Origin of the sequence: Heyndrickxia oleronia, assembly GCF_017809215.1 — a bacterium.
Taxonomy (GTDB): Bacteria; Bacillota; Bacilli; order Bacillales; family Bacillaceae_C; genus Heyndrickxia; species Heyndrickxia oleronia.
This window is the reverse complement of the sequence record NZ_CP065424.1, coordinates 1658763-1673725: the sequence shown is the minus strand read 5'-3', so window position 1 is coordinate 1673725 and position 14963 is coordinate 1658763. Positions and strand designations below refer to the sequence as shown.

Below are 14963 nucleotides of genomic sequence, written 5' to 3'. Positions count from 1 at the left end.
TTATACATATAACATTGGTTTAAGTGACATCCTAACAATGATTAATTTGAAAAAAGGAGTGTATTACATGAATTTAAATCTCCGTAATGCAATAATTCATAATGTTTCTGGTAACAATCAGGAACAACTTAAAGATACCATTGTAGATGCAATTCAAAGAGGCGAAGAAAAAATGCTTCCAGGCTTAGGAGTATTATTTGAAGTCATTTGGAATCATGCAGATGACCAAGAAAAGCATATGATGCTAGAAACATTAGAAGAAGGATTGAAGGGGTAAACTTCAATATAAAGGACTGTCATATGACAGTCCTTTATATATAAAAAAATTCAGTTTCCTATAAGGTCAAAACACTTAAGGATCTTATTCAAATGTTAATTTATTTACTGTTTCACGGTCTAAGCGTTTGATCACCTCAGTAATGAGCTTCACAGCATTTTCATAGTCATCTCGATGCAACATAGCTGCATGAGAATGAATATAACGTGTAGCAATTGTAATTGCAAGTGATGGTACACCATTAGCTGTTAAGTGGATAGATCCCGCGTCTGTTCCTCCACCAGCAATTGAATCAAATTGATATGGAATATCTAATTCTTCAGCAACCCCTACAACTAAATCTCGTAAGCCTTTATGGGAGACCATTGAAGCATCATAAAGAATAATTTGTGGTCCTTTCCCCATTTTACTTAAAGCTTCTTTTTCAGTAATTCCTGGTGTATCTCCAGCAATTCCTACATCAACACCAAAGCCGATATCAGGTTCAATTTTCGCTGCAGCAGTTTTCGCTCCACGAAGTCCGACTTCCTCCTGAACATTTCCTACTCCGTAAACAATGTTAGGGTGCTTTTCATTTTTTAAATTCTTTAAAACATCAATTGCAATAGCACAGCCAATACGGTTATCCCAAGCTTTCGCTAATAGCATTTTTTCATTGTTCATCACAGTGAACTCGAAGTACGGTACAACCATATCACCAGGAAGCACGCCCCACTCCATTGCCTCTTCTCTGCTTGATGCACCAATGTCAATAAACATATCTTTTATTTCATAAGGCTTTTTACGAGCTTCGGGAGATAAAATATGTGGTGGCTTGGAACCAATGACCCCAGTTAAATCACCCTTTTTCGTCACAATTGTTACTCGCTGAGCAAGCATGACTTGTGACCACCAGCCACCTACCGTTTGGAAGCGTAAGAAGCCCTTATCATCAATTTGTGTAACCATAAAGCCAACTTCATCTAAATGACCGGCAACCATAATTTTTGGACCATTTTCATCGCCAATTTTTTTGGCAATTAAACTGCCCAAACCATCATACTCAATTTCATCTGCATAGGATTCAATGTATTTTTTCATTACCTCTCTAGGTTCATGTTCATTGCCCGGAATACCTTTTGCATCAGTTAGGTCTTTCAGCATTATTAGTGTTTCATCAAGCTTTGCCATTTGTCTGACCTCCAATAATAGTGTATATGTACAGCTATTATTATAATAGATATAATCAAAAAAATACAAAAATTAAATTTCATAAAAAAATATTAAAAAAATGAATCCTTTTTGAAACTTAATCGTATGCATTGAAAAGATTACAATATTGGAGGCTAAAACCATGCTTTGGTTCGTAAGACTAGCAATTTTCTTTTTAATCCTTTACCTTATCGTTAAAATGATAAAATATCTTTTTAATCCAAAGCGGAAATTGGAGTTAGCACATGAAGAAAAACGGTATTTCTTTTTTGATGACTCAGAAAATATTCGAAAAAACTTTCTCATTACTTACAATGGCGTTCTATTTGAGGGAGAAAAGTATTTAGGAACAACAGACCAATCCTTTGAGGTTATTTCAATTTTTGTATGGCCTCATAATGTAAATGCATTAAACGGATTAACCTATCAAGACTTTCTTTTTTTAGAAAAGGAAATCACCCTAAGGTATCCTAATGCTACTATTGATTGGAAAAGTCCAATTAAAGAACTAGTAACAAAAAACAAAAACTGCTGATAGGCTCAGCAGTTTTTTTATGCTTCAGGAAAAAATTCTCTCCATTTAATTACAACCACTTTTTCTCGTAAAATAAAAAATAGGATGGATAATGCAAAGAGAATGATGATAATAATTGTAGGGGTAAAGCGTGAGATAAATTGACCGAATACGGTATAAAAAACGACTAGTGGGATATTTGAAAGAACAGATCCCTTTAAGTAGCCTCTAAAGTCTGGGTGTCTTTCAAGTAAACAAATATTTAATAAATGATAATGAAAGAATGGTATTAGTCGTAAAACTGCAATTTGTCCTGTAGTTAATTTTGCGTGATGACCAAAACATTTTAATTTTATTTTCAAAAGCTTTTCATATGTTTTTGGCATTCTCTTAATGCAAGCATAAAACATAGCAGACAAAAGTAATAATCCAATTAAAGAGTATATAATTCCTAGCATACTGCCAAATAATATTCCCCCAGCCATGCAAACCACTGCTACAGGGATAAATAAAAACTGCCGAAGTAAATGAAATAGAATAAACATAAAGGGTGCCAATACGATGCTACCCTCCACAAAAGAGAATAGCATTAATAATCTCTCATCCATCTTATTTCACCCCACCACTGTTGATTTACTCAAGATGTTGTACTCTATTTAAACATATTTAATAAAATCAATGGTTATGACTATCTTAAGAGAATTATAAAAATAACAAGATCAACAATTGCAAGGAATGGAAAACCCACTTTAAATAGAAGATGCCTTGTTTTATGATGAAATACATTCATGGCGATTGTCATTCCAATGGCTCCACCAATGAAGGCCAATCCCCATAGAGTTTTTTCTTGAATTCTCCATTTATGTGCTTTGGCTAATTTTTTATCCCTGCCCATAACGATAAATCCAATAACATTTACAATAAAGCAGTAGCTTATTAATAGTCCTTTTAACATTTTTCATCCCTCATAAATAAGAAAAGTCACCCTCATTCAAAACAAGGATGACTAAATTCTAAAAAAATTATTTTGCAAATTGAGATTTTGCTTGGTTAGCAAGTTCTGTAAATGCTTTTTCATCATGAATAGCTAAATCAGCAAGCATTTTACGGTTTACTTCGATACCAGCAAGCTTTAATCCATGCATTAAACGGCTGTAAGAAAGACCGTTCATACGTGCAGCTGCATTAATACGAGTAATCCAAAGCTTACGGAAGTCGCGTTTTTTCTGACGACGGTCACGGTAAGCATACATATAAGATTTCATTACTTGCTCATTGGCAGTTTTATATAATGTATGTTTTGAACCAAAATAACCTTTTGCTAATTTAAGAACTTTTTTACGACGTCTGCGGCTAACAATTCCGCCTTTTACACGTGGCATATTATTTCCCTCCTATATAAATCGCTCATTACTTAAGATTGTCAAGCATATGACGAATACGTTTAAAATCACCTTTTGATACTAGTGTTGCTTTACGAAGTTTACGTTTTTGTTTCGTTACTTTATTTGCAAATAAATGGCTTCTGTAAGCATGAGAACGTTTTAGTTTGCCAGAACCTGTTCTTTTGAAACGCTTTGCTGAGCCGCGGTGAGTTTTCATTTTTGGCATAGGATATTTCCTCCTTCAGACATTACTTTTCAGTTTTTGGTGCTAATACTAAGAACATACTACGACCGTCCATTTTTGGCTTAGATTCTATTGTGCCAAGGTCATCACATTCATTTGCAAAACGATCAAGAACTTTTTGACCAATTTCTTTATGTGTAATGGCACGACCTTTGAAACGAATAGAAGCTTTTACTTTATCGCCCTTTTCAAGAAACTTACGTGCATTGCGAAGCTTAGTATTGAAGTCATGTTCATCAATCGTAGGGCTCAAACGAACCTCTTTTAAATTGATGACTTTTTGGTTTTTACGTGCTTCTTTTTCTTTCTTTTGTTGTTCAAATCGATATTTACCATAGTCCATAATTTTGGCTACTGGCGGTTTTGCATTTGGAGCAACAAGAACAAGATCAAGATTCACTCGTGATGCGATCTCTATTGCTTCATTTCGAGATTTAACACCTAGCTGTTCGCCATTTTGACCAATAAGACGAACTTCTCGGGCACGAATGCCATCATTAACCATCATATCTTTGCTAATAATTAGCCACCTCCAAGGTTTTTTGCGGGGATCAGATTTTCTGATCGCATAAAGCAACTTTAGTCGAATACATGATTTGGGTTAAGAATTCCTGCCTGATCTCATTTGAACACAATTTTTATCGTTAACATAGGTTTCATAAACAAGAAAAGTGCAGGCCGTAAAAAGGACCCGCACTTTACATTCGCATGAATAGTTAGAATGTGATGAATTTCGAAACCTGCCAACTGCAAACTTGCGTCAATCAGGCGAGAAGCGGGTGCTTCTTCTTTTCCTCAAATAAATATTCAATTTACCTTAGATAATATATCATACATCATAATTTGATGTCAAATGGCTTTTAATCATTAGAATTTCTTTTTGCAACATCATCTATATTAGCAAAATCCTAACTAATCTGCAATAGTTTTTTTAAAGATAAGAAAATATGGCATGCACTACCAAAGTCAGTCCAGCTTTGACGAGCTCCAAGTGCATAACTAACATTAGACTTTTTTTATTTTACAACTTCTTTTTTTAAATCTGCGACAAATTGTTCAAAAGATACTGTTTCAGATTTTTGTTCGCCATACTTACGTACATTAACGGCATTGTCGCTTACCTCATTATCTCCAACGACAAGCATGTATGGAATTTTTTGCATTTGATGCTCACGAATTTTATAACCAATTTTTTCATCCCGTGAATCTAATTCAACCCTAAATCCTTCAGCACGAAGTTTTTCCTCGACTTGTTTCGCATAATCAATATGAACTTCAGGTGATACAGGGATAACTACAGCTTGTACAGGAGCTAACCAAGTAGGGAACGCACCTTTGTATTCCTCGATTAAATAAGCGACAAAGCGTTCCATTGTTGATACCACTCCACGGTGGATAACGACTGGACGATGCGGTTTCCCATCCTCTCCTACATATGTTAAATCAAAGCGTTCAGGTAATAAGAAATCAAGTTGAACTGTAGAAAGAGTTTCGTCTTTTCCTAATGCTGTACGAACTTGAACATCTAATTTCGGACCATAGAAAGCTGCTTCACCATCTGCTTCAAAGTATTCAAGTCCTAATCCATCCATTGCTTCTTTTAACATGCTTTGTGCTTTATTCCACATCTCATCATCATCAAAGTACTTTTCTTTATCTTCCGGATCACGATAGGATAAACGGAAGGAATAGTCAGTGATATCAAAATCTTTGTAGACGGCAATGATTAATTCAACTACACGTTGGAATTCCTCTTTTATTTGATCAGGACGTACAAATATATGTGCATCATTCAAAGTCATTCCGCGAACACGTTGTAATCCTGAAAGTGCACCTGACATTTCATAACGGTGCATTGTACCTAGCTCAGCTATTCGAATTGGCAATTCTCGATAACTATGAATGCCATTTTTATAAATCATCATATGGTGCGGACAGTTCATTGGACGAAGAACTAATTGTTCATTATCCATCTCCATTACAGGGAACATATCTTCTTGGTAATGATCCCAGTGTCCACTTGTTTTATATAAGTCAACACTCCCCATAATTGGTGTATACACATGATTATAGCCAAGACGTTCTTCCTTATCGACAATATAACGCTCAACAATACGACGGATTGTTGCTCCCTTTGGTAGCCACATTGGAAGACCTTGTCCCACTTTTTGGGAAGTTGTAAATAAATTTAATTCTTTCCCGATTTTACGATGATCTCTTTCCTTCGCTTCTTCTAGAAATTTCAAATGCTGTTCTAAGTCCTCTTTTTTAAAGAAGGCTGTTCCATATACACGTTGAAGCATTTTATTATCGCTATTGCCGCGCCAATATGCTCCCGCAATGCTTAATAATTTAAATTCTTTAATTTTACCTGTAGAAGGAACATGTACTCCACGGCATAGATCAAAGAATTCACCTTGTTCATAAATCGTTACTTTTTCATCAGCAGGAATTGCATCAATGAGTTCTTGCTTATATTCATCACCAGCAAAAAGTTCTTTTGCTTCATCACGAGAAACTTCCTTACGTACGATTTCAAGATTTTCGCTAATAATTTTCTTCATTTCTTTTTCTATTTTCGGTAAATCCTCAGGTGTGATAGATACTTCAAGGTCCATATCATAATAAAATCCACCTTCGATAACTGGCCCTACTCCTAATTTCACATTTCCAAAAATTCTCCGAACAGCTTGTGCCATTAAATGAGCTGTACTATGACGTAGTACCTCTAATGCATCCTTATGGTCGGGTGTAACGATTTCAATTGATCCATCAAACGCAATTGGCGTACGAAGATCAATTAATTTTTCATTCACTTTCCCTGCAATTGCTTTTTTCTTTAATCCAGGACTAATAGATGCTGCAATATCTTCAGTAGTTGTTCCATTAGGAAATTCCTTTACAGCACCATCTGGAAAAGTCATTTTAATCACTTCTGACATTCTGTACCACTCCTTCATTAATGCGTGAGTACCTTATTTGGTACGACAGCAGATTATATTATGTAGACTCTTTTTGCGTTTTTACTACATTTTTTAGTTGTAATCAATAGCATTCATTATACTCACTTGCTACAAAACTTTTTAAAGAGCCCTAAAATAAAAAAACTCGTTCCCTATGAAAGGGACGAGTTATATACACGTGGTTCCACCCTAAGTTTTCATATCAATGTGATGATATGACTTCGGATCATTATAACGGAATGTGTCCGTCAACTACTAATAGTTTAAACGTTCGCAGTTGAAGTTTAGAGGTGGTAAGTACTCAATTCGTGTTGGAAAGCTTTCACCATTTCTTTCCTCTCTGGGAACCGTAAAGGAATACTCTTGTCCTCATCAATACATTTAACTATTTTGATTGAATATGTACGTAATTATAGATGGTTCACCCGAGAAAATCAAGAGGTGTGTCAATAAATTTTTTAGTGATTAATAGGATAACTGTTTTTTTCTTTCCAAAATTGTTCTTTCTCTAAAAGGATAACTCTTTCTTCAAAAATATTTTGAATGGTTCGGATCAATCCATTATCTGCAGAATCTGCGTATAAATATATTTTTTTGGGCGCAATGGACAGTAAAGGAGCAATTGTAACAGAATCAATATAGACTGGATGATTCGTAATTAATCTTCTATCAATCATTTCTGAAATCTGCTCTTTTGATAATTCCTGATATTCTTTACTATAAAACTTCCCATACTCACCAAAATAAATACGAACAGTGTCCATACATGCCTTACGATTAGCCAAATAATCTCTTAACATTTGAATAAATACTTGATACTCTTGTTCCATTTTATATTCATCTATCGCCATTTCAACATATTGAATCAATTGTTCAAAATATTTTTTTAAGCGAAACTTGATTAATGAGTCAAAAGAAATCGATTTATGATCATCAAATAAAGAGAGAATTGCCTCTCGTATCATCACTTCATCATTCATTACACCAACCATTTTCATAAGTTCTGGACGTTCGCCATCAAACATTTCCGTTACAATGTCCAAAATATTATCTTGTTCGGACTCCTCTTTATAATAAAAATATTCTTTGAGAATATCTCGAGCCCAATCCATTCGTTTTTTTATTAGAATAAATTGAATAAATCCAGATTGTATTTCTTGTATTGGAACCTTATGATTATCAATCGTTAAAATATATTGCTTTTGATTTTGAAAAGTTGTTTCATAAAATGTTATCGTTTGATTTTTCTTGATAAAATATTCATGTAGCCAAATTGCATCAGATAATTCTTTAAAAACAAAATCCAAGCATATCCCCCCTCTACATGGAATCATCCATGATATATATATATGGGATGCTTGGACAATTTAGAAGTAGTAGTTACTTAAATGTATCTAGACTAGTGTCGCATATTCGGTCCATCTACACGTATTGGAATCGATAAGTATTTAATTCTTTCCATGATTCGGGCAGCTTTTATTTTTTCTTCTTCTCCTCTTTGAGAATAAGTAAGATGATGTTGTAGTTCCCCATAATCAAAATTGGATGAAAAAAAGGTAGGTAAGTTTTCTTGCATACGAAATTGCATGATCGATCCTAATATTTCGTCACGTGTCCAACTTGTCATTACTTCTGCACCAATATCATCTAGCATTAATAGAGGGGCTTTTTTTACAACCTCTAGTTTTTCATTTGTAGAATGATCACTTAATGATTGCTTCATTTCTCGGAAAAACTCTGGCACATAAACAATCAAGGAGGAAATTTGTTTATTTTCAGCTAAATGATTAGCAATCGCCCCTAATAAATAGGATTTCCCAACACCAAATTTCCCATAAAGATAGAGCCCCTTCATTTTTTTACCTAGTTCATATTCTCGAGCAAATCGCTCTGCATACTCATATGCCGTTAACCGTCCATCCGATTCCAATGAAAAATCACCAAATGAAGCTTGTAATATTTCCTTTGGTACATAAATGCTTTGAATTAATTCTCTTGATTTCTTTCTTTCGTCAGCTATTCGTTTCTTTTTACATGGACGATAGTGGAGATCAATCGAGTCTCTTCGCAAAATAATTTCTGGTTCAAAACCTTTCATCATATTTACACAAGAATCTAAACTAGGACAGTCCCTACAGTCCTTTGATTGATCCTTATACTCATATAGCTTCATTAAACTTTTTTCAATCATTGATGTAGTAATCTCATCTTGGTGCTTTCTAAGAAACTCACGTATATCCGGGTGATTGATCACTTCTCTTTTTATATCATTCATTTGTTGTTGAAAACGACTATTCATAGTAAATCTCTTTAATGTATCATTTATATTTTCCATCTATACTTCACCTCCGATTTTTATATTGATTTTGAATTGATTCTAATCTTCGGCGCTTTTCCTCCATCGACTCTTTCTCTTTCAGTTGATTTTTTTCTTCGGTCTGATTATTTTCTTCATTAAACCAATCAGGTAATTTTTCTTTGCGAATCGGTTGTTTTCTTTGTGTTTTTTGATCCTTGTTTTTAGCCCATTGCTGATACTGTCGGTGCTCATTTTTTGCAAGATCCATTGCCTCTTTCACCGTCTTGACTTTTTTTCTTGCCCAATGAGAGGCTATTTTTTCTATATAATTTTTAGTGAGTTTCATATCTGTCTTAAGCATAACATAATGAATTAGTACATTGACAACTCCTGGAGGAAGCTGCTGTTGAAACATTATCTCTTCGATTGCAACAAGGTCGCCTTTGGAAGGTTCTGCACCGTCCGAAATATCAATTAATAATTGACGCGGCGAGGTTGTTTCCAAATAATGGACTAATTGTTCTTCCTGTGTCATTGTATCATTTACACCAGCTTGACGTTGCAATCCCGGTTGAATTCGGTCAACTAATTGCGGGACCCCATCTGCATGTTCCAGTTGATACCAATCTCTCGCTGCTTTTCTCAAATCATTAATATCAATTTCCTGTTCTGCATTTAATGAACTCAGTAATAAACTTTTCATCTCAATCGCGTTAATACTATATAAGAATGCAAGGTTGGATATTGCTTCCTTCACTTGACGAGTGATAGCTTTCCTTGGAATTAGGTATTCATTTAATCCAGCAAACAATAATTCAAAATCAAAATTCGCTACTTCTATTTGTATCTTACTCGTTTCATTTCTTGAGATATACTGACTATTGTTTTCAATAAGACTTGCGTTTTGAGCATCCATATCCTGGATAAAAGGATCATTATTCGTAGTAAATACATCCTGAAATGATCGAGTAATTTCTTTATGTGAATCTCTGTCAATCACATGGTCCGAGAAAAACTTTTTCATCCGTTGAAAATGACTATGCCCTAATTGTCTATATAAAAAAACATTTAACATCCCATCCGTAAAAAATTGTTCAGGGGATAAGGGTGGCTGGAGCTCATAAATAAAACCTCGTTCTTCCCCATCTTTTTTCATGTATGTTTTCAATAGTCCAATTCCCTCAAGCTTTAAACGGGCTTCATAAATTTCTCTCAAATTTAATCCCAAAAAATTCATTAAATGATAATGTGTCCAATCATCCGACCATATCCTATTGATTTCAATTTCGTTCCAAAGAGTCGAATACAAGCTATAACAATTAGTTCCAATTAATGGTTGATAAAGAAACGAGATGACCTTCCGATCATATTCATGTAGGATTCCATTTGAAGTTACCTGGTACCGATCAACAGGCTGTACCTCATTCCACATCTGATTCATGTCTACACTTCCTCAAAACACATTGATTTGAAAAGGTGACCCTAAGTGTAAAACACTCATTAGTTGGGTCACCCTCCATTTGCTAATCTTTTTTTATTAGTTCTTTCAATTCCTCAAGAAAAACATTGATATCCTTAAACTGCCTATAAACCGAAGCAAACCGGACATATGCAACCTCATCTACTTTTGCTAACTTGTCCATAACCAGTTCACCAATTAACTCCGAGTTAACCTCAGAATATCCTTGATTTCTTAAGTGCTGCTCTATATCTAACGTTATTTTTTCTAATTCCGCAAGAGCCACAGGTCTTTTTTCACAAGCTTTTATTAAACCTCGTAATATTTTATCACGACTAAACTCCTCGCGTACCCCTTCCTTTTTCACGACGATAAGAGGAGATTCTTCGACCTTTTCGAATGTTGTAAAACGATAGTTACATATTTCGCATTCTCTTCTTCTCCGTATAGAGCGGCCTTCATCAATAGGGCGTGAATCAACCACGCGAGTTCCATTATGTGAGCATGAAGGACATTTCATATGATCAACTCCGTTCAAAGATCATTAATATCTTCATGATATAGAAAACTTGTGAAAAGCACAAGAAAAAAACGAGGTGTATGTCTATACACCTCGTTGCTCTTTTTTTATATTATTTTCTCATACATTTACTTGTTCTTTGCTAATTTGTACGGCTCCCATGCCACGAGGTAATTCAATCGTTTCCCTCTTTTCAGCATGTAAACTTTCTGCTATATAATCTGCGGCAATATTCGGATCTAAATTCCCGCATGTGTAAACATCAATACTAGCATATCCATGTTCCGGAAAGCTGTGAATAGTTAAATGTGACTCAGAAATAATAACTACACCGCTCACACCTTGTGGAGCAAATTTATGAAAAGCCACCTCGCGAATTTCAGCGCCAGATTTTAATGCTGCATCAACAAATGTTTTTTCAATAAAATCCATATTGTTTAACTTTTCAAAATCGCAACCCCATAATTCAGAAATTACATGACGACCCATAGTTTCCATTGATCGTTCCCCCTTCAAACTTAATATTTTTGCGGTTAAAAAACATTGTGAAAAGCACAAATGTAACTACCACGGGGGAAAGTTAGTCCAAAGAGGTCCTAACCCTTTAAGTAGCCACAAATATTAAATTTTTAACTTCACGAAAAATAGTATACTTTGTTTAAATTCTTTTTGCAATAGAATGATAAAAAAAGCTTGCTATCCATGGATAGCAAGCTCATATATTTTATCCTATGTTTACCTTTGACTTTGTATTCATTTCTTTGGCAACAAATTTAGTTAAATCTACAACTCGACAGGAATATCCCCACTCATTATCATACCATGCAAGAACTTTCACTTTCCGTCCATCCATCACTATGGTCGATAAGCCATCAATAATAGTTGAATGTGGATTCGTATTAAAATCAACTGATACTAGTGGCTCTGTCGTAAATTCTAGGATTCCATGCAAGGAGCCTGAGGCAGCTGTAATAAACGCCTCATTTACCTCTTCAATAGTAACTTCTTTCTTCAAATCTACAACTAAATCAACTAAGGAGACATTTGGAGTTGGTACCCTTAAAGCCATTCCGTGTAGCTTCCCCTTCAGTTCTGGTAGAACGAGGGCTAACGCTTTAGCAGCTCCTGTTGTTGTAGGTATAATGGATTGCGCACATGCACGGGCACGTCGTAAATCTTTATGCGGATTATCTATATTATTTTGGTCATTCGTATAGGCATGGATAGTTGTCATTAATCCGTTTTCAATGCCAAATTGCTCATTTAATACTTTTGCTACTGGTGCTAAACAGTTTGTTGTGCATGATGCATTTGAAATGATGTCATGTTCATTAATTTTTAATGCGCCTTCATTTACTCCCATGACAATAGTTACATCTTCATTTTTCCCAGGGGCAGTTAAGATCACTTTTTTGGCACCGGCTTGTAAATGAAGTTCAGCCTTTTCTCGTGAATTAAATTTACCAGTTGCCTCAATAACAATATCTATATTCAGCTCTTTCCACGGAAGTTCTCCTGGATTACGTTGATTAAGGAGTTTAATTCGATGTCCATTAACAATTAATGCTTCTTCAGTTGACAGAATATCTGCCTCAAATTTCCCATGTGTAGTATCATACTTAATTAAATGTGCTAAGCTTTCTGCAGGATAACTTGCATTGATCGCTACTATATCTAATTCATTCTCTAATATCGCTTTTCGGAATACCATTCGTCCAATTCGACCAAATCCATTAATTGCTATTCTTGTTTTCATCAATGTTAGCCTCCAATATTAAAGTTATACTCATTAAGTGGATTTTCTAAAAATAGTATAACACATTAATCGAATTATGTAAGTACAAATATGTTTCTATTTATAAATTCCAAATAAAAATAGGGAGATTCCTAATATTTATAGGAATCTCCCTTATTTGTGTTATTCTATTTACCTTATAAATTTAAGGTTTAAGGAACCATTTTGTAATGATTTCATCTAATTGTTGTTCTGTCTCATCAATCGTTCCATTATTATTAATCACAGCATCAGATTTCTCAATTTTTTCTTCAAGTGGCATTTGTGATTGAATTCTTGCCATCGCCTCTGCCTCCGTGAATTGATTTCTATCCATCAGTCTTTGTAATTGAATGGATTGCTCAACATAGACTAGGATCGTTTGATCTACCATATAACCGAGGTTACTTTCAAACAATAATGGAATGTCCATAATAACCGTCTCTTTTCCCTGTTTAAGAGCTGTTTCTTTTTCTTTTTGCATGTATTCTCTAACAGCGGGATGAACAATTTGATTTAGCATTAGCCGTTTTTCTTCATCATGAAAAACAATGGTTCCCAGTTTTTTTCTGTCCAGATTCTGATCTTGTTGTAAAATCTCTGGACCAAAGGCTTCAACTATTTGTTTATAGGCATCTTCACCAATTTCAACAACTTTTCTAGCAGCAATATCTGCATCCACAATAGCAAAGCCTTTTCTTCTTAATAAGTTAGAAACTGTACTTTTTCCACTCGCAATACCACCGGTTAGTCCTATAATCTTTGCCATATTTATAACCTCACTAAAACCTCACTAAAATTTAAATACTCCGATTAATATTAGTAATACACCCGGTAAAAAAGAAATTTTTTGCATCCAATTAAGATGGGAGAACATTTTTCCTAATTTTAATCCACCTGTTACAAATAAAAAGCTCATTAACGCAACTAGAATACTTAAGTAGGTTGGAGAATATCCAAGCATAGCTGCTCCAATTCCAGCTCCAAAGGCATCTAAAGACAAAGCAAATCCAAGCATAAACGCTTCAATTCCATTTATGGCTCCGGAATTGTCAAAATCCGCACTCGTTGGCTTTTTTAATATATTTATGACTACACCGAGTGAACGAATTTCAACATTTAATACTACTTTTTCATCCTCTTTTGTTGATACCTTTTCTGGCTTAAAAAATTGATACAAGACCCAAATGCCAATCAAAATTAATATGATACCACCCAATCGATTGGCGAGATTAGGATCGATAAACGACTGTAGAATCCTCCCAAAGACACATGCAATTCCCAATGAAAGTCCTGAACAAATCGCTATAATCAATATAGATTTTATCGGGATTTTCATTTTTCTTAAACCATAAGTAAAACCTGCACTAAAATTATCTAAACTAACAGCAAAAGCCATTAAAAAGAGTGATAACTGAAAGCCCATGATAAAGCTCCTTCCTGTTCTCACATCACTAACTATAATATATGGAAGGAGCTTATCAGATGTTAAAATTTAATTAGGGCCTATTCTTTTGACAGTTTGGACAAAAATGAGTTCCTCGACCCGCAGTGACAATTTTTTCTATAGGGGTTCCACATCGTTTACATTCTTCCCCTTTACGCCCATATGCAAGTAATTGCAATTGGAACATACCAATCTCTCCTTGGGAATTTACATAGGAACGAATCGTACTCCCACCTTTTTCTACAGCTTCAGATAAGGTAGCGATAATTTCTTGATGAAGATTTATTAGTTCATCGCTATTCAAGGTGTTGGCCTTTCGTTCAGGATGTATCTTTGCTCTAAACAATGCTTCATCCACATAAATATTTCCAAGTCCTGTAACAATTGTTTGGTCTAAAAGTACAGGTTTTATCTTTCGTTCAGTTTTCTTAAGTTTTCCCTGCAAATATTGGTTAGTAAATGAGCTTGAAAACGGTTCAGGACCTAATTGTGATAATGGAAGGTCGTTGTTTTCTTCACCCTTCAAAAATAAATGCATTGTCCCAAATTTTCGGACATCGCGATAACGCAGCTCTGTTCCATCAGTAAAATGAAATATGACATGTGTATGCTTATCATATGGTTCATCACTATTAAATAAACCATATTTCCCTTCCATACGTAGATGGGAAACGAGAGCGTAAGTATTTAGATTAATAATTAGAAACTTCCCTCTTCGATTAACATCTGTAATTGTTTCCCCAATCAATGCATCCTTAAATTGTTCAACCTCAACCGGCTTTTTTACGATTTTAGGCCAATGCACCTGTACATTATCAATCGTTTTCCCTACTACAAGATTCTGTAATGTTCTTCTAATCGTTTCTACTTCCGGTAATTCAGGCATCATA

At 34.8% G+C, this 14963-nt stretch carries 18 protein-coding genes and 2 other annotated features; of the genes, 2 read left to right on the top strand and 16 right to left on the bottom strand.

Going from position 1 to position 14963, the window contains the following annotated elements; all coding sequences use genetic code 11:
• Positions 1-67 precede the first annotated feature (67 nt).
• Positions 68-277: a small acid-soluble spore protein SspI gene (gene sspI, locus I5818_RS08375; RefSeq protein WP_058006618.1), complete on the top strand. Its 210-nt coding sequence runs from the start codon at positions 68-70 to the stop codon at positions 275-277.
• A gap of 84 nt (positions 278-361) precedes the next feature.
• Here the strand turns inward: sspI and I5818_RS08370 are convergent, their stop codons facing one another.
• The gene (locus I5818_RS08370; protein WP_071976976.1) at positions 362-1447 is read right to left on the bottom strand and encodes a M42 family metallopeptidase; all 1086 of its coding nucleotides are present in this window, start codon (positions 1445-1447) and stop codon (positions 362-364) included.
• A 163-nt stretch (positions 1448-1610) separates the two neighbouring features.
• Here I5818_RS08370 and I5818_RS08365 point away from each other — a divergent pair, with 163 nt between their 5' ends.
• On the top strand, positions 1611-2003 hold the full coding sequence (locus I5818_RS08365) for a hypothetical protein (RefSeq protein WP_058006622.1): 393 nt from the start codon (positions 1611-1613) through the stop codon (positions 2001-2003).
• A gap of 17 nt (positions 2004-2020) precedes the next feature.
• Here I5818_RS08365 and I5818_RS08360 read toward each other — a convergent pair whose 3' ends face one another.
• The 15 genes from I5818_RS08360 to mutM form a co-directional block, all read right to left on the bottom strand.
• On the bottom strand, positions 2021-2590 hold the full coding sequence (locus tag I5818_RS08360; RefSeq protein ID WP_071976975.1) for a TVP38/TMEM64 family protein: 570 nt from the start codon (positions 2588-2590) through the stop codon (positions 2021-2023).
• 80 nt (positions 2591-2670) lie between these two features.
• Positions 2671-2937, bottom strand: coding sequence for a DUF1294 domain-containing protein (locus tag I5818_RS08355; protein WP_071976974.1), 267 nt, complete (start codon positions 2935-2937; stop codon positions 2671-2673).
• A gap of 67 nt (positions 2938-3004) precedes the next feature.
• On the bottom strand, positions 3005-3364 hold the full coding sequence (gene rplT / locus I5818_RS08350; RefSeq protein ID WP_058006625.1) for a 50S ribosomal protein L20: 360 nt from the start codon (positions 3362-3364) through the stop codon (positions 3005-3007).
• A 28-nt stretch (positions 3365-3392) separates the two neighbouring features.
• Complete coding sequence (gene rpmI / locus I5818_RS08345; protein ID WP_058006626.1) at positions 3393-3593, bottom strand: 50S ribosomal protein L35; 201 nt, start codon at positions 3591-3593, stop codon at positions 3393-3395.
• Positions 3594-3615: 22 nt separating this feature from the next.
• Positions 3616-4119, bottom strand: a complete 504-nt coding sequence (infC, locus tag I5818_RS08340; RefSeq protein ID WP_058006627.1) for a translation initiation factor IF-3 — start codon at positions 4117-4119, stop codon at positions 3616-3618.
• Positions 4120-4270: 151 nt separating this feature from the next.
• Positions 4271-4408: a sequence feature (ribosomal protein L20 leader region), on the bottom strand.
• Positions 4409-4627: 219 nt separating this feature from the next.
• Positions 4628-6553 (bottom strand): threonine--tRNA ligase, encoded by a 1926-nt coding sequence (gene thrS, locus I5818_RS08335; protein WP_058006628.1) that lies wholly within the window; start codon positions 6551-6553, stop codon positions 4628-4630.
• A gap of 177 nt (positions 6554-6730) precedes the next feature.
• Positions 6731-6959, bottom strand: a binding site (T-box leader).
• 73 nt (positions 6960-7032) lie between these two features.
• Entirely contained in the window at positions 7033-7881 is an 849-nt protein-coding gene (locus tag I5818_RS08330; protein ID WP_058006629.1) for a putative sporulation protein YtxC, read from the bottom strand.
• 92 nt (positions 7882-7973) lie between these two features.
• Positions 7974-8909 (bottom strand): primosomal protein DnaI, encoded by a 936-nt coding sequence (gene dnaI, locus I5818_RS08325; RefSeq protein ID WP_058006630.1) that lies wholly within the window; start codon positions 8907-8909, stop codon positions 7974-7976.
• A gap of 7 nt (positions 8910-8916) precedes the next feature.
• Positions 8917-10314 (bottom strand): replication initiation and membrane attachment family protein, encoded by a 1398-nt coding sequence (locus I5818_RS08320; protein WP_058006631.1) that lies wholly within the window; start codon positions 10312-10314, stop codon positions 8917-8919.
• 82 nt (positions 10315-10396) lie between these two features.
• Positions 10397-10852 carry a transcriptional regulator NrdR gene (gene nrdR / locus I5818_RS08315; protein ID WP_058006632.1) on the bottom strand — a complete coding sequence of 152 codons (456 nt, stop codon included), beginning with the start codon at positions 10850-10852 and terminating at the stop codon, positions 10397-10399.
• Between the two features lie 120 nt (positions 10853-10972).
• Positions 10973-11350: an adenosylmethionine decarboxylase gene (gene speD / locus I5818_RS08310; RefSeq protein ID WP_058006633.1), complete on the bottom strand. Its 378-nt coding sequence runs from the start codon at positions 11348-11350 to the stop codon at positions 10973-10975.
• Positions 11351-11576: 226 nt separating this feature from the next.
• On the bottom strand, positions 11577-12608 hold the full coding sequence (locus tag I5818_RS08305) for a glyceraldehyde-3-phosphate dehydrogenase (RefSeq protein WP_078110224.1): 1032 nt from the start codon (positions 12606-12608) through the stop codon (positions 11577-11579).
• A 184-nt stretch (positions 12609-12792) separates the two neighbouring features.
• Positions 12793-13395 carry a dephospho-CoA kinase gene (gene coaE / locus I5818_RS08300; RefSeq protein ID WP_058006635.1) on the bottom strand — a complete coding sequence of 201 codons (603 nt, stop codon included), beginning with the start codon at positions 13393-13395 and terminating at the stop codon, positions 12793-12795.
• Positions 13396-13419: 24 nt separating this feature from the next.
• A complete protein-coding gene (gene ytaF / locus I5818_RS08295; RefSeq protein ID WP_058006636.1) occupies positions 13420-14052 on the bottom strand; it encodes a sporulation membrane protein YtaF in 633 nt (210 codons plus the stop codon).
• A gap of 73 nt (positions 14053-14125) precedes the next feature.
• Positions 14126-14959, bottom strand: a complete 834-nt coding sequence (gene mutM / locus I5818_RS08290) for a DNA-formamidopyrimidine glycosylase (protein WP_058006637.1) — start codon at positions 14957-14959, stop codon at positions 14126-14128.
• Positions 14960-14963: the final 4 nt, after the last annotated feature.